This window comes from Methylomonas aurea (genome assembly GCF_024505045.1).
Lineage (GTDB): Bacteria > Pseudomonadota > Gammaproteobacteria > Methylococcales > Methylomonadaceae > Methylomonas > Methylomonas aurea.
Map to the genome: position 1 here is coordinate 32,337 of NZ_JANIBM010000008.1, position 19,776 is coordinate 52,112.

Annotated in this window: 11 protein-coding genes; 4 read left to right on the forward strand and 7 right to left on the reverse strand. The window is 54.2% G+C overall.

Features of this window, described 5'->3' with window-relative positions:
• Positions 1-109 precede the first annotated feature (109 nt).
• The 3 genes from NP603_RS09030 to NP603_RS09040 form a co-directional block, all read right to left on the reverse strand.
• On the reverse strand, positions 110-2,155 hold the full coding sequence (locus tag NP603_RS09030; RefSeq protein ID WP_256610540.1) for a TonB-dependent receptor plug domain-containing protein: 2,046 nt from the start codon (positions 2,153-2,155) through the stop codon (positions 110-112).
• A gap of 33 nt (positions 2,156-2,188) precedes the next feature.
• Positions 2,189-4,171 (reverse strand): TonB-dependent receptor plug domain-containing protein, encoded by a 1,983-nt coding sequence (locus NP603_RS09035; protein ID WP_256610541.1) that lies wholly within the window; start codon positions 4,169-4,171, stop codon positions 2,189-2,191.
• A gap of 340 nt (positions 4,172-4,511) precedes the next feature.
• On the reverse strand, positions 4,512-5,603 hold the full coding sequence (locus NP603_RS09040; RefSeq protein ID WP_256610542.1) for a flavin monoamine oxidase family protein: 1,092 nt from the start codon (positions 5,601-5,603) through the stop codon (positions 4,512-4,514).
• 949 nt (positions 5,604-6,552) lie between these two features.
• On the opposite strand from NP603_RS09040, the gene NP603_RS09045 reads away from it, so the two are divergent.
• The gene (locus NP603_RS09045) at positions 6,553-7,140 is read left to right on the forward strand and encodes a hypothetical protein (protein ID WP_256610543.1); all 588 of its coding nucleotides are present in this window, start codon (positions 6,553-6,555) and stop codon (positions 7,138-7,140) included.
• 158 nt (positions 7,141-7,298) lie between these two features.
• Here NP603_RS09045 and NP603_RS09050 read toward each other — a convergent pair whose 3' ends face one another.
• Entirely contained in the window at positions 7,299-11,120 is a 3,822-nt protein-coding gene (locus NP603_RS09050; RefSeq protein WP_256610544.1) for a P-loop NTPase family protein, read from the reverse strand.
• 511 nt (positions 11,121-11,631) lie between these two features.
• Between NP603_RS09050 and hrpA the strand changes: the two genes are divergently transcribed.
• The 3 genes from hrpA to NP603_RS09065 all read left to right on the forward strand — a co-directional run bounded on the left by hrpA (position 11,632) and on the right by NP603_RS09065 (position 16,737).
• Entirely contained in the window at positions 11,632-15,525 is a 3,894-nt protein-coding gene (hrpA, locus tag NP603_RS09055; protein ID WP_256610545.1) for an ATP-dependent RNA helicase HrpA, read from the forward strand.
• Positions 15,526-15,563: 38 nt separating this feature from the next.
• Positions 15,564-16,268, forward strand: a complete 705-nt coding sequence (locus NP603_RS09060) for a rhomboid family intramembrane serine protease (RefSeq protein ID WP_256610546.1) — start codon at positions 15,564-15,566, stop codon at positions 16,266-16,268.
• A 145-nt stretch (positions 16,269-16,413) separates the two neighbouring features.
• Positions 16,414-16,737 carry a hypothetical protein gene (locus tag NP603_RS09065; RefSeq protein ID WP_256610547.1) on the forward strand — a complete coding sequence of 108 codons (324 nt, stop codon included), beginning with the start codon at positions 16,414-16,416 and terminating at the stop codon, positions 16,735-16,737.
• A gap of 59 nt (positions 16,738-16,796) precedes the next feature.
• Here NP603_RS09065 and NP603_RS09070 read toward each other — a convergent pair whose 3' ends face one another.
• The 3 genes from NP603_RS09070 to NP603_RS09080 form a co-directional block, all read right to left on the reverse strand.
• Positions 16,797-18,371, reverse strand: coding sequence for a peptide chain release factor 3 (locus tag NP603_RS09070; protein ID WP_256610548.1), 1,575 nt, complete (start codon positions 18,369-18,371; stop codon positions 16,797-16,799).
• Positions 18,372-18,538: 167 nt separating this feature from the next.
• A complete protein-coding gene (locus tag NP603_RS09075) occupies positions 18,539-18,916 on the reverse strand; it encodes a VanZ family protein (RefSeq protein WP_256610549.1) in 378 nt (125 codons plus the stop codon).
• A 9-nt stretch (positions 18,917-18,925) separates the two neighbouring features.
• Positions 18,926-19,684: a DUF6901 family protein gene (locus NP603_RS09080; protein WP_256610550.1), complete on the reverse strand. Its 759-nt coding sequence runs from the start codon at positions 19,682-19,684 to the stop codon at positions 18,926-18,928.
• Between the last annotated feature and the right edge of the window lie 92 nt (positions 19,685-19,776).

Sequence of the window (19,776 nt, forward strand, 5' to 3'; positions counted from 1 at the left end):
AATTTGCGGCTTTTCGGCACAATCCGGATCCCGCGCGAATAATGCCGCGAAGGATGGTGGTTGCGAATTTTTGCCGGGTTTGCAAATTCATCGAGGTCTGCCGTCCGCGTTAGAAATGCCAGCGCAAGGTACCGTAGACCTCGCGTTGTACGGCGGTTGCAGTCGAAAACAGATCGGAGCCGTATTCGAAATGGTAACTGTCGAGCAGATTGCGCCCGACCAGTGCCAATTCCAAGCCCGAGCCCAAGTCCCAAGCCAGGCGCGCGTCCAGATCGTGGTAGCCCTGGGTGAAGCTGCCGTTGGTGACGGTCGAATTGACGAAGCGCCAATTCAAGTCCAATTTCAGTTGTGGTGTCAGTTGGTACATCGACCAGAGCATGGCCTTGTGCGCCGGATAGCTGCCGCTGTCGTTGATGAAAACGCCGGCCGGAGTGGCGTTGCCGGGGCGGATTCGGTCTTCCTCGTGGCTGTAGTTGGCTTTCAGTTTCCAATATTCGGAGACTTGCCAGTCCAAGCTGATTTCGCCGCCGTAGACTTCGCCGATACCGAAATTGCCGGTGGTCGATTTGATCAACAGGTAGCTGGAAGGGGGCAATACCGAAATCGTATTGCTGGACAGATCGTCGTAGTTGTAGTGGTACAGCGCGACGTCGGCGCTGAGGTGCGGCAGCAATTGGCCGCGCCAGCCCAGCTCGAAACCGAGCATTTTTTCCGCAGCCATATTCGGATTGCCGACCAGGCCGGCGATTTGCGGTATCGGCAAGCCGGGATTCGGCGGCTGAACGCTCAGACTATACGAGATATTTTGTTCGACCCAATTAGGCGTTCTGACCGAGCGCGATACCGACGCCCAGAAGGAGTGGCGTTCGTTGGGGGTCCACAACAGGCGGGCATTGGGCTGCACTTCGAATTCGGTGACGGGGTTGTGCTCCACTTTGCCGCCCACGGTCAAACGCCAGCGGTCGGGAACCAAGCTGATTTCGTCTTGGGCGAAGAAACTGTAAATCCGGTCGGTACGCTGCGGCGCACTCATCGAAATTTGCGGGCTGTTCTCGAAATCGTTGATATTGAAACGCAAACCGGTTCCCCACAGCAGCAGGTGGCGATCACCGAGTTTGTAGTTGTGTTGAAAGTCGATGTCGAAGCTGTCGATCTGGTAGCGCGAATTCAAGAACGGCGATTTGCGGCTGTGCCGATCCCAATACATCCGGACTACCGTGGTGGAGTCGGTGCCCTGGTGTTGCTCCCAGCGGCCCTGTAGGTAATGGCCGTAGAACTGTTGATCGGCGGGCAGCGCCAGGGAGTAGGGCGCGGCCATGACCGGGGTCAAGTTGGCCGATAGCCTCGGGAAAGCGACGGGCGAACCGTTGCCGTCGCCGATAAAGGCATCGCCTTGAATACTGAGCTTGTTGGCAATATCGAAGCTCTTGTCGTAACGAAAACCGGCTTTGCTCATGTCGCCTTCGTCGCCGGCCGGGTCTGCGGAATCCCGGGTTCTGGAGTCGCCGTAATCCGAATGGCGGGCGTAGACCTTCAGAAAGGCGTCGTCGCCCAAATCGGCGCCGTAACGCACGCCGCCGCCGTGGCGCTGAGTGCCGACCTGGCCGCTCAATAACGTGCCTTGAGTGTTCTTCGCGGTTTTGGTGACGATGTTGATGACGCCGTTCACGGCATTGGCGCCCCATAAACTGGCGCCAGGGCCGCGAATGACTTCGATGCGGTCGATGTCCCCCATCATCATGTCCTGTTGATCCCACCAAACCCCCGAGAACAGCGGGTTGTAGACGCTGCGGCCGTCCACCAGTACCAACAGTTTGTTGGCAAACTGGGTGTTGAATCCGCGGATCGAAACCGCCCACTTGTTGCCGTCGACCTTGGCTACGTTCAGGCCCGGTACCACCCGCAACGCTTCCGGAATCGTGGTCGCTCCGCTGCGGCGGATTTCTTCGTTGCTCAGTACGTAAATTGCCGCCGGGACATGGCTGACATCGGTCGAAGTCTTCATGACCGAGGTCACGTCCAGGCTCATCAACTGCTCGACGCTGAGCGCGGTCAAATCCGGCAGGTTTTCGTCTTCCGGTACTTGGTTGGCGGCTTCGGCAAACCGTGCACAGGCCAACCAAGCTAGCGCGAGGGCTAAAGTTGTCGGTAGCAAAGATTGATTTACCTTGGTCAACATCATTGCTGCTCAGAATGTTAGCTGCAGCTTCAAACGCAGCTCCCTGCCGTTCATGCGGATGATGTCGACCTGATCGCTGACGCCGGGCATTTGCGGGTGGATATCGAACAGGTTGTAGATGCCGAAGGAGGTGTCGAGGCCGCGAATCAGTTTATCGGAACTCAGATTGATGTTAACCAGATTGTAGCCGTCGGCAAAACTGCCGGCGTAATCGAGTTTGCGTCGGTCGATAAAGATGTTTTCGATGCCCAGCGTTAGATAGTCGTTGAAGAACGATTCGGCGTAATGCAATTTGAACAAGTTTTGCGGCGAATAAGTCGCCCAGGTGCCGTGGCTGTTCTCATTGGTTAGCAGATTGTAAGTATACGAGGCCTTCAATAACCGGCCTGAGCTCCAGCGTTTTTCCGCCTCCAACTCGATGCCGTAAGCGTGGTAACGGCCGTAATTTTGCACCGAATAGTCGCCGTTGATGTCTTCGCCGACCGGACGGCCCTGTAGCAACTGCGAGATATCGTTGTGAAACAGCGAGCTTAGCAACCGCAAACCGTTGGCGGAATGCCACTCGGCAATCGCTTCGTAGCTTTTGATCTGCTCTTCGCGCATGTCCGGATTGGCGACGAAACCGAATGCGTTGTAATCGCGTTCCCACGCATTGGGCGCACGAAACGTCGAACTGTAAAGCAGTTTGAATTGGGTATTGGCCAGCGGGCTCCAAATTAAGCCGAGCCGCGGATTCGCCTGCATGCTATTCAGCATATGGTGGTAGTCGACGCGGGCGCCGGCACTGAAAATCAAATCATCCAGGATTTGGATGTCGTCTTGCAGATAGGCTTCCAGCCGGTGGCCGCTACGCCGGCTCTGCACGTAGGAAAAGTAAGGGTCGATATCGTGATTGACCAGAGTTTGGCGTTGGTCGTATTGGTATTCCAGACCCATGATTACGCGGTGGCCCGAAATCGGCGAAAAGGTTAGCTGGGCTTCGCCGCCCCACCAGCGGCCGCTGGCCAGGTCGTGGTTGATGATGCGGGCGCCGTCGAACCGATAAGCTTGGTCGGCGTGGTAATCGTAACCCTGGTAGTAGCCCTTGAGCTGGATCTTGCCGGTGTCGCTGAGATCTTTTTCGTATTTGAGGTTGGTAAAAAACTGTTTGTCTTCGGTGAAGTATTGCTGGTCGTTGAAAATCGCGTCGAACGACGCCGTCGGTACGCGTTTGAAACGGCTGACGTAACCGCCGCTGACCGTGAATTCCTCGAATTTAAACTTGCCGAACAAGCGGTCGGCGCGTTCGTCGTCCATGTTGTGGGCGACGCCGCTATTGGTTTCCGGCCTGTCGTAGCCAGGAAAATATAAGTTTTCCACGCCGGCGCTATCGAAATGCGAGGCGGAGAACAACAGGTCGGCGCCGTTATCGAGCGATTTGCCGTAACTGACCCGGCCCTTGTAGGTGTCGAAGGTGCCGATTTCGCCTGCTACTTGGGCGCCGTTGATGGCTCGGCCTTGTTTGGTGACGATGTTGATCATGCCCAAAAACGCGTTGGCGCCGTAAATCGACGAGCCGGAACCGGGCACGTACTCGATATGGTCGACCAGATCCATGTCCAGCATGAATTCCTGCGCGATGTAGCCGCCGTCGTAGATGTTCTCGTTCAGGCGTTGGCCATCTATCATCAACAAAATCCGCGAATTGTAATCGCCGCTGCGCATAAAGCCGCGCGCGCCGAGAAAACTGTAGTCGCGATCGTTGCTGGTAAACAGCCCGCGCAGGCTGTTCAGCGCTTCGGCCAGGGTGCGCCAGCCGAAGGTGCGGATGTCTTTTGCGGTCAGAATGGAAACCGAGGTCGGTGCCTGGCTGGTTTTGGTTCCCAGGCGCGATGCGCTGATGATCTCCAGGTTTAACAGTTCTTCGATCGACAGATTGGTGAAATCGTCCTGCGGCGCCTCGCCGGCCAAGGCCGCGGAAGCGAACAAAGATACCGCAATCAGTTTACGCATTGGCCGCACCGGTCCATTTTTGGCAAGGTCATTAATTCGAGTGTCAGCAAGTGCGGCGTTTTTCGATTGGAAAATGCTCGATAGAGCGGGGTATTGTAATAGTTAACAGCAGCTTAGTGGCGTTAGCTTGCCAGATTTCCGGTGTTTGGTTAGCGATTTCCGGCCAAATTTTGCAAACCGCCGCAGATTTTGACGCCGGATTCTGGCTCGAAACCCGAAAACAGCGGTTCGGGCCGGTCAAAACTGCGATATCTCGCCGGTCGGCGTTAGTGTCGGACCACTGTACCGAACGCGAGATTTGGGCGAGTTTGGCAAGTTGTTTCTGCCGAAGGAATGCGGTTTAACTGCCGGTGGCAAGCGCCAATGCGGCATAAACCCGTTCTGCCGCGACCAAGGCGCCCTCCAGATAACCACCTTGTTCGAGCGCGGTTTCGCTGCCGGCGAAGTAGAGCTTGTCGCGCCAATGGTCCAGTTGCAGCCAGCGGTGGCCGTAGTCCGGATGGCTGGCGGGCGGCACCCGGTCAGCGTCTGTCGCGGTAAAACATTCCCGGCTCCAATCCTGAATCTGCAGGCTGTCCGGCGTCGCAGCCGGTTGCCCGAATAATGCTTTTAACTGGGAAGCGATCAGATTCGGTAACTGCGCCCGGTATTGCTCGCGTAAGGTTGGCGCGATGCCGAAAAAACCGAACAGCGCACCGGAAGCGGTTTGCGGATCACAGGCATCGTAAATTTCCGCCAATATCGCGCCGGGATAGGCGGCCGAGGCATTGCCGGACCAGCCTTTGCTGCGCCAGAACGCTTCCGGGTAGCCTATTGCCGCTTTAGCGTGGCCGGCCATCCAGGTGGGCGTGGCTTGGCAGGCTGCCGCCAGTTGTTCCGGCAAAGCCGGTTCGAAACTCACCCGCTCGGCAAGCAGGCGTGGCGGTATGGCCAGAACGGCTTGCCTAGCGTTGATTTGCTGCAAAGAGCCGTTTACCGCGAAAGCCAGTGTTACGTGTGTGCCGCGGTCCGCAACCCGCTCCAGGCGCCAACCCAGATTCAACGGTGTGTCTGCCAATTTGGCCGCCAACGCATCGGCCAATGCGCCGCAACCGCCTCGAATCCGGTACGCGCCGGCGTGGGTTTGGCGGTCGACATAGCCGAGCGGTCGGGTGCCGCTGCTTGGTTGGTATAAATTCAAGCCGGTGTCCGCCTGGCGAAACAGCGGCACATTCAGCCGACGGCACAGCGCTGAAACCCGCGGTTGTTGCGCCGGCCACAACCAAGTCGGACCCAAATCGGCCGCCAAGCCGTTCGCCAGTCGAACCGTCAATATGCGTCCGCCATAGCGGTTGCGCGCGTCGAACAGCGCACTATTGCGGTGTCCGTCAGCCAAGCGTTCGGCCAGAGCCAGCCCCGATAAACCCGCTCCGACAATAGCGATGTCCAACATAATATTTCCCTTTATGGTTCGGCGCCGTGCACGGTGGAGCTACAGCAGTCGCGGCGTTAGTGCGGCGGATGGTTGCGTGACAATGCCGTTATTGCGGCGAGCGCACCCATTCCGGGCTAAAGGTCGTGGCATGCAGATGATTCCGATTTAGAGTGAAAGTTATGCGATAGTTGGGTTGGTTGAGACCCTTAGAGGTGCATGACGCCATTTCAGGCAAGCGTTGTGTCCGCAAAACCGAAACATTCAAAATCGAGGCCAATTCCGGATTCGAACCGGTCAATCGATAACATCCAGGGACTTCGATGTTTGAGGAGCGGTGCCGGTAGTATGTCCGGACAAGATTGCGTCAGCATGATGTGGCGTCTAACACAAACGGACAACGGATTGTCCGGTTTCTTCGTGAACAGTTCCGGACGATTCTTGAGTCCGCGAGGTGTTTGGGTAGTCTGGAGATTTGCGCTATTCGAGTGTTTCGATATTGCCAATAGGTGTTGTCAGCGCCGCCAGCTTTTGAGAAATTGCGATCAAGCGCGGTTTGGAGCGGAGCGATCTTCTGGTGGACGCACGTTTGTTGCGGCGCGGGTTGCAGGATAATGCTACAGCCAATTACCGATCAAAAGCGAGCGCGCGATGTTCATCGACAGTTTGCCCAGCGTCCATAGCGGCCAGTTCGACCGGCTGTTGGTGTCAGTTCAACGTCGAGGGTAATTTGCTGCGGTCGGCCGACAGTACCGTTGCCCACTATCTCGCTCCGGTGCGTTCGGTTTGATCGAGCTGGTTTGAGCACGGGCCTCGCGCGACGCCCGCTGTCGTTAAAACGCATCGCTTTTCTTCGCGATGTGTTAAAGATTTTCAACGAATGCGTTGTCCTTAGGTCACTGGCTTATTGGCCTCAGGGGCCGTTTCTAGATGCTGCAAGACTGAAAAATGAGAGGATGAATTTGCCATTATGACGAAGACCGCTCTAGTTTTGGCTTTGTTAGCGTTGCCGCCGGCGGCGCCCGCCGACCAAGTCTTTTCGCTAGTCTTGCCGGAATGCGAGGCCAAACTGGAGCTCCGTAGCGCGGAGGACGAAGTCGCAATCGTCAGAACTCCGTGTCATTTATCCTTGTTGTCGCTCGCTAATTTGCTCGATGCCGGGCTGCGGGAATGGTTTCCCGGCGAAAGCCTGTCGCTGCACGGCGTGTATTTGGGCCGGTTGATGGACTATCCGGACTGGTCGCAAGCCTTGGCTGGCGCTGCCGCGCAAGCCAAATCCTGGAACACAAAGCGCGGCCGGCCGAGCAAGCCCGGCGAGAGCGAGAACCGGCGCGTGCAACGGCTGTTGAACGGCCCGGCGTATCCACAACCGTTGGCGCCGGTATTCGCTCGTTACGGCTTGTCAGCCTGCATTGGCGTCGTTGAAAAAGTCCTGGTGTTCGAGGCCAAGGAAATCGGCGGCGACTTGGCAAAAGCCGTATCCGGCAACGCGCGCTTGCCGGTAGACGCGCAGATTTGGCTGACGTTGAAGCCGTTGTCGCAAGGCTGTGAGGATTGAGTCGCCGCCGCAAACGCAAGGGTTGTCAGTCGAAAAGGGTATTCGATCCTTGTCCCAACTATTGCTGACATTTAGTTCAGGCTTAGCTGTCTGAAAGTAGTTGTTTGTGCATAGATTGCATCTGGCTCATTTCAGCTTTATTGCGCCGATTTGCTGGCTTATTCGAAGCTGCCAGTTTCCTGTCTTTCCCGATCCAGTTCCCATCGTTCCTCAGCCAAAACGGCATCTGACAGTTGCTTTTTTTCTGCAGAAATCAAATTCGAGAGCTCGGGATCGCCAAGGGGATTGAGTTGATCAATTAAGGAAAGTCTCTGCCGCATGATTGCAGCACGAGAACCTGACCAATGACTGGGAGAAAAACGACGGACTAAGATCTCGAGAACTTTCTTCTTGTCTGGCGCAATCTCTAGTATGTGAATTGCAGCCGCAGCAATTGAAATAACATTCCGATCAGTGGCGTTTTGTTGATCAAAAAGCTTGCATCCTTCGGCGGCAAATTTACATCTGTCAATTGGAGAAATCTTACACCACTCGATAATTGCATCTATTGGCACATCAGCCAAAGCTGTTTCGTCATGCCGATTCGTTAACACGACATGCAGACGTTGAAACAAACTTGCCTCGTCGTTGCAATAAACTCCATCTAGCGCATCAATTGGATTTTCCTTGAAAAACGGCCTAAACAGATCTCCGCAGCGCATCATAAATTTGAAGTCATCTTGCGCAAGCAAACGTTCTATGGAGAGTTTCGTGATTTTGTAAGGGTCGTTTCCTGAAAGCGCAAACTCGATGACCTTCTCAAGCTTATAATCAAAATTGTGGTTTTTAAAATTCAATCGCGCCCAATCTATGTCAACTACAAAATCCGAGACATAGGCTTGCAATCCCAGTCGATAGTCCGTGTCTTTATCAGCAGCGCAATGAATCACCATATAAATGATGTCTATCGCGGCCTCTGTTCCATTGTCCGGCTTTGACTTCAGCAGATTCAGCAGTGCGGCAAGTTGTTCCACTGAAAGTGAGTCCGTTCTGCGCCCTAAACTAAGCTGAGTATAGCGCCAACTGGGTGCCAGTCCTATTTCCAGCGACTTGATTAGCCTGCCATACGCAACGTCATCGACTGGCACCGAAAGTTGCAGCATGGGGAAATAAACCGCCCAAACCGGATCGCCAATAGCCGAGTCCATAAAAACTCCGACTTCTTGGGGTTTTACCAAATGCCACCCTACTAACAAGCCGTGCACAAATTGCAGGTCGAATGCCCGGTTGGGATTACTACCGATAATCGCGCGAATTTGATCAATAAGAGTGGCAACGGAGGAATGTTCCTTACCCACTCCGATACCAAAACAATACGGTTTATTTGTGTGTCCTGAGTGATATAGAAAAGGGCGTAAGTCGGATAGCACTGTTTCATCCGTGGCTGCGGCATTTCCAAGCGTTTCCGCTTCGTTTAATATTTTTTCGTACCAAAGCCCAGAATTTGGGCCAGACTCATCCTCATCGTCCAATTCAACACTGTAATCGCCACGCCGCAATATTTTTGCCTGAATTTTCCCCCACAGATCGCGCGGGGCTAACTGTTTCTCGAGCATTTTCAATTGTTCTAGGGATTTCCCGTTTATCGCTTCTTTCTCCCACCTAAGCGCGTTGCGAATACCTATCCACCCGTCGGGCCAGCCATCCACGGCGGCCAGTTCTCGGGAAACTTCGATTAATAGTTCATTTAGCCATTCGTCACCCCAAAGGCCGCGAATTGCTCTACCCAAAATTCCCCTAGCATCTAACCCAACCGGGTTGTCAGATTTTCCAATCTGCGCGGCCAGTTGGATGAAAGCGCCATACCAGTTTCGAAAATCTTCGAGAGTTTTGGGATACCAGCCGTAGCTGCGTTTGCGAGCACCAAAATCGAAACCGAAACTGGACGAGAAGTGGTAAGCCTCAAGTCCTGCCTCCAACAAACTAATTGCCAACTTTAATTTCGCATCATCGTTCGATAAAACTAACGCGTTTACAAATTCAGTTCGCTGTTTTGGCGAAGCTAGCGTTCCAGAGAGATGCGAAACAAATAACGATTTTAGGATCTTACGTCCTGAATTAGAGCTTCCTTCCTCGGGTTCGGCCAACGCAAATTTCAATAAAGCGGAAACCGCCTTTTCGAATAAATCAGCCTCGTATGCAAGGGATCGAAGCAAACGGGTAAATTCCGCGCGCTTCTCGTTGGAAGGCGATATGAGTTCTTCGTTCGCGGTTGCCCGAAGCAGGGTATCAAGAGCGGCAGATTCGTTAACCGGCGCTATGTTTTCCAGCATTTGCCATTCGAGCTCGTTGAGCCTAGCCGGATCTCCCAATAAGCCTCGGGGTTTTAACCACTCGCTAACTATAGCGGCGGCTACTTCTGATTCGTGCAAGTAACCCAACCGGCGGGAAAATGACCGCGCTACACGCTCAGGCGCTGCGGAAATTAATTTTTTTACCAATAATTGTGGTGAAAAGTCCTCCAAGCATCGCATCGCCAAACGGTTTGCAATAGCATGAGGCAATACCGCGCGCCATTTACCTCGTGCTTGAATCAATCCGCGCCGTTTTAACTCTGTGACATTCCTCAACAATGCCGTTATTGAAACGTCGGCGACAGCGGCGAGTACGGCCAACTCAGAAGTTTCCGAATCGTCTTCCGCGTCGAACGAATAAACCAGGCTTGCAGCCTTTGCGCATCTAAGAAGTTCGTCGCTTTCGGATTGCCTTTGAATAAATAAGCGCCTGAAAAGTTCGTCATCCCTGAGTTGAGCCAACTGTCCTTTCATCGAAGAGGTTGACGCGAGGGCAAATGCGACCCTCGCGTTACCTGCGGAAAACTCGACAATCTTATGCACGTCCAAGTCGGACAGCATTTGGTAGTGACGCTTAAGTAATTTTGCGATCACTTCATCAGACGATCCTTCCAGCCGGTAGCATGCTGTGCCGGTTGGCAAATCTTCTCTGATGTCGTATTCAATGGTTACCAGGCGTATCTTGCTTTCCGGGCCCTGGACGATTTCGGTGAGTTTTGCATGTACGTTCTGTCCGCAGTTGTCGATTACTACCACGCAATTCGATTCATCTTGAATCAGTGCTTCGAGCATTGCGGTTGGCTGAGGTTGTGGGTCGTCCGATAGATCGGTATAGAGAACGTTCTCCCGATCTAGCGCGCTTGATGGTTCTATACGGATGTCAAACAAAGCTTGGACGAGCCGCGTTTTTCCAACTCCCGAGAGGCCGACTATTCGCGCTGAGGTGCGCGGTGTTGACAGTTCCGTTCGAAGACGTTTGAGAGCGTCGATTACGGAAATCGCTTCATCAGTATTTGGAACGAATACCTTAATCTTGTCGTCAAGCAGATACTCATCATCAATAGAAACCTCTTGATAGGCCCAAGGTCCATACGGTTTCCAGCCTTGGATAGGCCTACGCAAAACGTCCCGTAACCAGACCAAAACGCCAGGATGATTTCCGGCCCAGTCGGCAATCCGTCGGCTATCATAAAAGTCGAGTTTAATGTTTTCAGTTAATCCGTGTTCCTCCAGACACTTCGACATAGCCTGTTTACGACTCTTTAGAGCCGAATCGGAACAATTGTCTACGGTTGACACGATGATATACGCGCCGGAATTCTTGCTGAGCTCCACAATCGCCGGACGTACCTCACCTTTAGGGGCCATTTCATCAGGAATTTTTGCCGGCCCAAACTTTTCGGCTTTGACCTGGTAAGCCGTTGCTTCCCTAGGAACGTAGCCAGATACTCCGGCGGCTAGCAATATATCAACTCGCACATCCACCCCGCCGTCTTTTGCGCGTTGATCTCCGCCCCAAGTGACAGGAGTTGTTCCAATGCCTCTGCACCGAAGTTCTGCTTTACAAAGGCGAGCAATTAATTCACGAGCTTGCTCATCATTCAGTTTTTGAATATCCGAGGCTGTGACTTCAAAAAAAGGGTGCATATCTATCAGTAAATTATTATCAAGTTTTTAGCGTGATCTGCATGATCGGTAAAAGGTTGAAATCAGACATTAAAATTTCAAACACAGACTTCCGCTTAGGGTCGATTACGCCAATTTGCTGCTCCCCAAAGCCGCCATTCGCTAATGGCGTAATCTTATCGGAATCCGTAACTTGTAAGAGTGATATGCGATTTATTGGATTTTTCCCGGCAGACGCTGCACGAATTCCGATCAAAACCACCGTTCATCCGATATAAACCCACCCAAACTTTGAGCGCCGATCGGCCAAGGGACAGAGGGTAGGAAACAACTGTCACAGTCTTTTCTCTACCCGTTTTCGCCATGGGCTCTTCAGCTTAGTCGATTCCTGCTCGGGATTGTCGATCGGTGGGTACCGAGTCTGATCACGTAGTGCTCGGAATGTCTGATAAATCGTTGCGACGTGAGACGCCAATGTAAAGCGGCCCTGCAACCCTTATAATGCCAGCCTTTTTACGCTATTTATCGCCCCATGTCCGTTCACGACACCCTGAAACAACTCGCCAAAAATCTCCAAAGTTGCATGGGCGCCGACCGCCACGGTTTGAAGCGGCAATTGGATAGATTGCGCGGCGAAGCGGGGAAGGGCAAAGACGTAGGCGGGCAACTCCAGCAACTGGCGGACAAGATCGAGCGTTCGGTGAGCCGTTGCAACCAGCGTCGCGCCTCGGTGCCGGCGATTAATTACCCGGATTTGCCGGTCAGCGGCAAGAAGGATGAGATTGCAGAGCTGATTAAAAACCACCAGGTCACCATCGTTTGCGGCGAAACCGGCTCCGGCAAGACCACCCAGTTGCCGAAGATTTGTCTGGAGATAGGCCGCGGTATCAGCGGCATGATCGGCCACACCCAGCCGCGGCGGATCGCGGCGCGCACCGTGGCCGACCGCATCGCCGAGGAATTGGGCCAGGCCATCGGCAACACGGTCGGTTACAAGGTACGTTTTCACGACCAGACCGCGCCGAACTCGCTGGTCAAGTTGATGACAGACGGTATTTTGCTGGCCGAGACCCAGAACGACCGCTATCTGAATCAGTACGACACGCTGATCATCGACGAGGCGCACGAGCGCAGTCTGAACATCGATTTTTTGCTGGGCTATCTGCGCTGGCTGTTGCCGAAGCGGCCGGATTTGAAGGTGGTGATTACCTCGGCGACCATTGATCCGGAGCGTTTTGCCAAGCATTTTAACGGTGCGCCTATCGTCAACGTCTCCGGCCGTACCTATCCGGTCGATATTCGTTATCGGCCCATCGAGTTGATCGAGGAAGACGACGAGACCTCCGCCGACTTGCAGCAAGCGATACTGGATGCGGTGGATGAGCTTTATAGGGATTTGCGCGGTGACATTCTGATTTTTTTAAGCGGCGAGCACGAAATCCGCGAGACGACCGAATCGCTGCGCAAGTCGCACCACAACAGCCGCTACGAGGTGTTGCCGTTGTATTCCAAGCTCAGTGTGGCCGAGCAGGAGCGGGTGTTCAAGCCTTCCGGCAACAAACCGCGCATCGTGTTGGCGACCAACGTCGCCGAGACTTCGCTGACCGTGCCCGGCATCCGTTGCGTGATCGATTCCGGCCACGCCCGCATCAGCCGCTACAGTGCCCGCAGCAAGATCCAACGCTTGCCGATTGAGCGCATCTCGCAAGCCAGCGCCAACCAGCGGGCAGGGCGCTGCGGTCGGGTCGCGGAAGGGATCTGCATCCGGCTGTATTCGAAAGAGGATTATCTGGCGCGGCCGGAATTTACCGATCCCGAGATTTTGCGTACTAATCTGTCGTCGGTGATCTTGCAGATGGCGGCCTTGAAGCTGGGCGACATCGAGGAATTTCCCTTCGTCGAGCCGCCCGACGAAAAAATGGTACGCGACGGCAAGACCTCGTTATTCGAAGTCGATGCCTTGGACAAGCAGGGCAACCTGACCGACACCGGCCGGCAGTTGGCGAAGATTCCGACCGACCCGAAACTGGCGCGTATGCTGCTGGCAGCGGCGCAACTGGGTTCGTTGCACGAAGTGGCGATCATCGTCTCGGCCTTGAGCATTCAGGACCCGCGCGACAAGCCGGCCGATAAATTGCCCCAAGCCGAAGCCAAACACGCCCAATTCAAAGCCGAGGATTCGGACTTTTTGACGCTGTTGAACTTGTGGAATGCTTTCGAGGAACAGAAAAAGCATTTGACCAACAGCAAGCTGCGCAAATACTGCCAGGATAACTTTCTGTCCTACATTCGGATGCGCGAGTGGCATGACATTCATACTCAAATCATGCAGGTGGCGCGCGGCGACCTTGGCTTGAAGACTGCCGGCAATCCGGCCAATTACGAGCAAATCCACATGGCCTTGTTGCCGGGTTTGCTGTCCAACATCGGCTTTCGTCACGAGCAATACGAGTATTTGGGCGCGCGCGGCCTGAAGTTTTTTATCTTCCCCGGTTCCGGCCAGCACAAGGCGCGGCCCAAGTGGATCATGGCCGCCGAGCAGGTCGAGACCAGCAAGGTCTACGCCCGCACCGTTGCCAAGATCGAGCCGGAATGGATAGAAGCTTGCGCTCAGCATCTGGTCAAGCGCAATTATTACGACCCGCATTGGGAGAAAAACGCCGGCCGTTGCGGCGTTTACGAGCGGACTTTGCTATACGGCTTGACCTTGACCGCCAAGCGCAAAGTGCCTTACGAAAACGTCGATCCTAAGGCGGCGCGGGAGATGTTCATCCGCCATGCGCTGGTCAATCAGGATTACCACTCCAACGCGCCGTTTTTTAAAGCTAACGAAAAACTGCTGGAGGAGGTGGGTTATATCCAGCACAAGGGCCGCCGCGTCGATTTGATCGAGGATGAGGAATGGCTGTACCAGTTTTACGACAAGAAACTGCCGGCCGAGATCGTCAGCGGCATTACCTTGGACCAGTGGCGCAAAAAAGTCGAGCGCGAGAATCCCAAGATTCTGTTCCTGACCAAGGAAGACCTGACCCGCACCGACGACAATCAGATCAACGACTGGGATTTTCCGGATAGTAAGAAAGTCGGCGATCTGACCATCGAGTTGCATTACCGCTTCGAGCCCGGCCACGACGAGGACGGCGTCACCGCGATCGTGCCGGTGCACCAGCTGAATCAGATTCGGCAACTTCCGTTCGATTGGCTGGTGCCGGGCATGCTGGAAGAAAAAGTGGTGGCCTTAATCAAGGCTTTGCCCAAGCATCTACGTAAACACTTTGTGCCGGTGCCGAACACCGCCAAGGCCTGCCTGGAAATCGAGCCGGATTTTAAAGGTTCGCTGTACGAATGGCTGAGTAACCGCTTGCGCAAATTGACCGGCGAAGCGATTCCGCTCAACGAATGGCAGCCGGACGCCTTGCCCGAGCATTTGAAGATGAACTTTCGGGTGGTCGACGATGCCGGGCGGGCCATCGGTTACGGGCGCAACCTAGCCAAGTTGCAGGCCCAGTTCGCGACCAAGGCCGGCGACAGTTTCGACAAACTGGCGCAGGAGGAAATGAACCATACTGGCTGCATCGCCTGGGCCTTCGACGATTTGCCGGAGACCTGGCAGTTCATGCAAAAAGGCCAGAGCTTCATCGGCTTTCCGGCCATCGTCGACGAGGGACCGACAGTCGGCGTGAAGATTCTGGAAACCCAGCACAAGGCCGAACTGGCCCATTTCGACGGTCTGACCAAGCTGTATCAATTGGTCTGCAAAAAAGACGCGCAATACATTTTAAAGAACCACGGCGTGTCGCCGGCTTTGCAATTAGCCTATAACCAATTGCCGGTGCATCCTTTGTTGAAAGACCGTGCCGGCGGCGATTTCAAGGAGGACGTGTTATATGCGATCTTCGCGGCGGTGTTCGTCGAAGGCCAGACGATTCGCACGCAACAGCAATTCGAGTCTATTCTGGCGGCGAAAAAATCGACATTAATGTCGACCATGACGCAGGCCGGCAAGCAGATCGGCGAAATCCTGGCATACTACCAAACGTTGAGCAGGCGCCTGCAGGAACCGGCTGTGGCGCCGAGCTTGCGCGAAGAGATCGAACAACAACTAAGCTTGCTGGTACACAAAGGCTTTTTGCGGTACACCCCGGCCGGGCAATTGCAGTCCCTCTCGCGCTATTTGAAAGCGGTGGAATTTCGATTGGACAAACAAAAACCGGACTCGGTCGAGGTGCAGGGCTTGAAACGGTTGAACCAACGCTACTGGCAATACATCGAGAAGCAGAGCAAGACCGTAACGCCGACGCCTGAGCGGGAAACTTTTCGCTGGGCGCTGGAGGAACTGCGGGTGTCTATATTCGCCCAACAATTGAAAACGGCATTTCCGGTGTCTGTGCAGCGCCTCGAAAAACAGTGGAGCGACAGCTACTGACAGCGGCGCCGGATAAACCATAACCAAGAGGGCAAACGATGATACCGATTCGCGATTCGATACCTTGCCAGACCAAGCCTTACGTCACGTGGGGCATTATTGCCTTGTGCGTCGCGGTGTATTTGATGATGTTGCTGATGCCGGACGAAGTCGGCCAGCACTTCGCCTACATGTACGGCATGGTGCCGATTCGTTATTCCAACCCGGATTGGGCTTATGCCTTCGGTCTGCCGCCGGACCATTATTTGTCGTTTCTGACCAGCCTGTTTTTGCACGGCGGCTTTTTGCACCTGTTGATGAACATGGTGTTTTTGTGGATCTTCGCCGACAACATCGAAGATTTGATGGGGCATAAACGCTTTCTGGCGTTTTACATCTTGTGCGGGCTGCTGGCTACCTATGCCCAATGGTATTTTTATCCGACCATGGCGGTGCCGGTGGTCGGCGCTTCCGGTGCGATTGCCGGCGTATTGGGAGCCTATTTTGTGCGCTTCCCTTACGCGACGGTGGTAATTCTGGTGCCGATCTTATTTTATCCGTTGTTTTTTCAGGTACCTGCGATTGCCTTTCTCGGGTTTTGGGTGATCGTGCAATTGGGCGACGCATTTACTGCTGCGGTATTCGACAATGTCGCGGTCGATTCGGCTTGGTGGTCACACTTGGGCGGCTTTGCGGCTGGGGCGCTGCTGCATCCCCTTTTCATCGAGAATAAACCCGCACAGGCCGACTTAAGCGCGGAATAGCCCTAGTCGCGGGCAAAAAGTAGAGAAAACGCTGGGGGTTTTATTTTATAATGCCGACGTTCGCGAGCGGCGGAAAATGCGATACAAATCAAGGCCGTTGCTTATAAGTGCAAAAGAATCCCCATTCAATCGAGAAATATTGATCATGAAAAACCTAAATGTTGTGCTGGTAAGGCTGTTGCAGTTCGTGGTGTTCGCCTTGTTTACATTCATCGTGCTGGTTTACTTCGGCACCATGATTTTGTTGCCGCTGGATATCGTGGTATTGATTACCAAAGCTTTGAGCGTATTGGGTATCGGTACGGTGTTTGGCGCGATCGTTGCGGTACCTGCGGTGGCTTACCTGGGTAAGATCGTTTACAACACGCCGGGTTTGATTCAAATGATTGTCGATAACGGTATCGAATTGGCTAACTTGGGCAAACAACGGGTAGAAGCCTTCAATAAAATCGCCGAAGCCGCTAAATAAGATAAGTTTTCGTGGATAAGAAAAAGGGGCCTGATGGCCCCTTTTTTGTGTCTGGCGGTTTACAGTTCGCGGGTGGCACTGAAATGGATGTCCGGCCAGCGTTCTTCCGTCAATTGCAGATTGACCCTGCTGGTCGCCAGATAGACCAGATAGCCGCCGCCGTCCTCGGCCAGGTTTTCGAAGGCCTTGTTCTTGAATTCTTCCAGTTTGGCTGGATTATCGGAACTGACCCAGCGTACGGTGTTGATTGGTGAGGCGTCGTAAACGCATTCGACGTTGTACTCGTGTTTCAAGCGGTGAGCGGTGACGTCGAACTGCAGGATGCCGACCGCGCCCAGAATCAAATCATTGTTTTTCAGCGGTTTGAACAGTTGGGTGGCGCCTTCCTCGGTCAACTGCACCAAGCCTTTTTGCAAGGCCTTGGCGCGTAATGGGTCTTTCAACACCACGCGGCGGAACAACTCCGGTGCGAAGTAGGGGATACCGCCGAATTTCAAGGTTTCGCCCTGGGTGAAAGTGTCGCCAACCTGAATAGTGCCGTGGTTATGCAAGCCGATGATGTCGCCAGGATAGGCTTCTTCCACATGCTTGCGGCTGTCGGCCTGGAAGGTGATCGCGTTGGCTACCTGGATGCTTTTGCCAATCCGCACATGGTGCATCTTCATGCCCTTCTCGAATTTGCCGGAACAGATGCGCATGAAGGCGACGCGGTCGCGGTGGGCCGGGTCCATGTTGGCCTGAATCTTGAAGACGAAGCCCGTGAATTTGTCTTCCTCCGGCTTGACTTCGCGCTGTTCGGCCTGACGTGGGCGCGGCGGCGGTGCAAACTCGGCGAAAGCGTCGAGCAGCTCGGCGATGCCGAAGTTGTTGATTGCAGAGCCAAAAAACACCGGGGTTTGTTCGCCACGCAGATATTTGTCCAGATCGAACTCGTGGCTGGCGCCCTTTACCAAGTCGATTTCCTCCCGCAATTCGTCGGCCTGCAGGCCAAGCAGTTCGTCCAAATGCGGATTATTCAAGCCCTTGACTAGCGTGGACTCGGCGATTTTGCCGCCGTGCTGCGGGTTGAACAGCAAAATCTCGTCCCTGTACAACTGGTACACACCCTTGAAGCGCTTGCCCATACCGATCGGCCAAGTCATCGGCGCGCATTCGATTTTCAGCACGCTTTCCACTTCGTCCAGCAGTTCGATCGGTTCCCGGCCCTCCCGGTCCAGTTTGTTGATGAAGGTCAGGATTGGTGTGTCGCGCAGGCGGCAGACTTCCATCAATTTGATGGTACGGTCCTCGACGCCCTTGGCGACGTCGATCACCATCAACGCGGAGTCGACGGCAGTCAGCGTGCGGTAGGTGTCTTCCGAGAAATCTTCGTGGCCCGGCGTATCGAGCAGGTTGACGATCGCGCCGTTGTGTTCGAACTGCATCACCGAGGTAGTGACCGAAATCCCGCGTTCCTTTTCCATTTCCATCCAGTCGGAGGTGGCGTGGCGCGCCGCCTTGCGGCCCTTGACCGAGCCCGCCAGCTGAATCGCGCCGCCGAACAGCAGCAGTTTTTCGGTGATGGTGGTTTTACCGGCATCGGGGTGAGAAATAATGGCAAAGGTTCTGCGGCGCTTGTATTCTGGGACTTCCATGGAGATTCTGATAAGTTTCGCGATAAACGTTGCGTAGCAACTGAAATGACGCAATTGGAGACTGAATCGCCATTATAACGTAAGCGATAGCCGCACTGGACGGTTGCCAATTGAAGGAAAGCAATGATTAGCGGATGGATTAACGAAAGTACCGCGAATCTTTTGTATCAGCGTGCCGAACGTGGGGCGGCGGAACGGCGGGCATACCAGTAGCAGGATAGGCTGCCGCACAAGCCGCCCAACGAATCGGCCAGCCAATCCAGTTCGCTCGATTCGCGGCCGACGACAAAGGATTGGTGCCATTCGTCGGATAGGCCGTAGATGCTGCAAAATGCCGCGACTATCACTAAATGCCAGTGGCGAGGGACCGAGAAATGGGCAAAGTAGCGCCAGGCGAACGCCGCCATCGCGAAATAGGCCAGGAAGTGGTCGAGTTTGTCTTGGTTTTCGACGAGCGCGTGGTCGGGCAATTTGGTTTGGTCGGAAAGCCAGAAAATAAATGCGCAATACAGCAACAGGGCGGATAGATCCAGAATTTTGTACATGACGGCGGCTCAGGTTTGGGGGGGCGACTGCAGCGGTTTACGGTAGCTGTCGAACAGATAGCTGATTTCCTCCAGACCGTCCTCTATCGACCAAGAAACTGTCTTCGACAGTAAATCCAGCAAAATCACGCCGTTTACGGCGGCATCTTCGCTGATTCCCGCTCTCAGGCGTTGTGTTAGGTGCAGATTGATGATTTGCAGGTTTTGGTAAATCTTCAGTAATTCTTCGAGTTCCAGCGAATAGGGCAAACCATCCTGGCGGCGAAAATATTGCGCAAGCAGGAATGTGGCGGTTACCCGGTAGATGGTTTCGTCCTGGTCGGCCAACGGTAGGTGGAAGCGCGCCATGGGCTTTAAATATTCGGTGTGTGGGCAGGGGCTGGTGGCCATGATTAGGCCGAGAATGGAGCTGGCGATATGTTGGGCCGTACTTTCGCAGCGAACCGTTCTGCGGTCGGTGATGACTTCGACGCTCATCGGCTTGTGCGAGACCAAATGGCCGCACAATTCCAATAGCGGAGCCAAATTGACGGCTACCGGGCAATGTGGGGTTTGTGCAGCATTTAGCGGGCAGTTATGGCATTGGTGGTAGCCTAATTCGGTCCAAAATGGGTAGGGCTCCTTGGCCGCAGGAATCAGCGTCATGGTCGGTTTGTGGATATCGATTGGAAATTCCGCGCAATCGCAGTCTTCGGCCTTGAGCCGGTAGACGAAGCGCAAAACATCCTGCGGAGGATATTCGTTGGGATTTGCAGCTTGATTTTGCATTTTGCCTACAAGATTAACTGAAAATTGCGGGTAGAGGGTTTCTTACCAATTCATCCGGTTGCACGGCAAATCGCCTGCCGATGGGGCGAATT

Coding starts and splice junctions, on each gene's coding strand:
- NP603_RS09035 (WP_256610541.1), bottom strand. CDS start 4,171: ATGCGTAAACTGATTGCGGTATCTTTGTTCGCTTCCGCGGCCTTGGCC.
- NP603_RS09040 (WP_256610542.1), bottom strand. CDS start 5,603: ATGTTGGACATCGCTATTGTCGGAGCGGGTTTATCGGGGCTGGCTCTG.
- NP603_RS09045 (WP_256610543.1), top strand. CDS start 6,553: ATGACGAAGACCGCTCTAGTTTTGGCTTTGTTAGCGTTGCCGCCGGCG.
- NP603_RS09050 (WP_256610544.1), bottom strand. CDS start 11,120: ATGCACCCTTTTTTTGAAGTCACAGCCTCGGATATTCAAAAACTGAAT.
- hrpA (WP_256610545.1), top strand. CDS start 11,632: ATGTCCGTTCACGACACCCTGAAACAACTCGCCAAAAATCTCCAAAGT.
- NP603_RS09060 (WP_256610546.1), top strand. CDS start 15,564: ATGATACCGATTCGCGATTCGATACCTTGCCAGACCAAGCCTTACGTC.
- NP603_RS09065 (WP_256610547.1), top strand. CDS start 16,414: ATGAAAAACCTAAATGTTGTGCTGGTAAGGCTGTTGCAGTTCGTGGTG.
- NP603_RS09070 (WP_256610548.1), bottom strand. CDS start 18,371: ATGGAAGTCCCAGAATACAAGCGCCGCAGAACCTTTGCCATTATTTCT.
- NP603_RS09075 (WP_256610549.1), bottom strand. CDS start 18,916: ATGTACAAAATTCTGGATCTATCCGCCCTGTTGCTGTATTGCGCATTT.
- NP603_RS09080 (WP_256610550.1), bottom strand. CDS start 19,684: ATGCAAAATCAAGCTGCAAATCCCAACGAATATCCTCCGCAGGATGTT.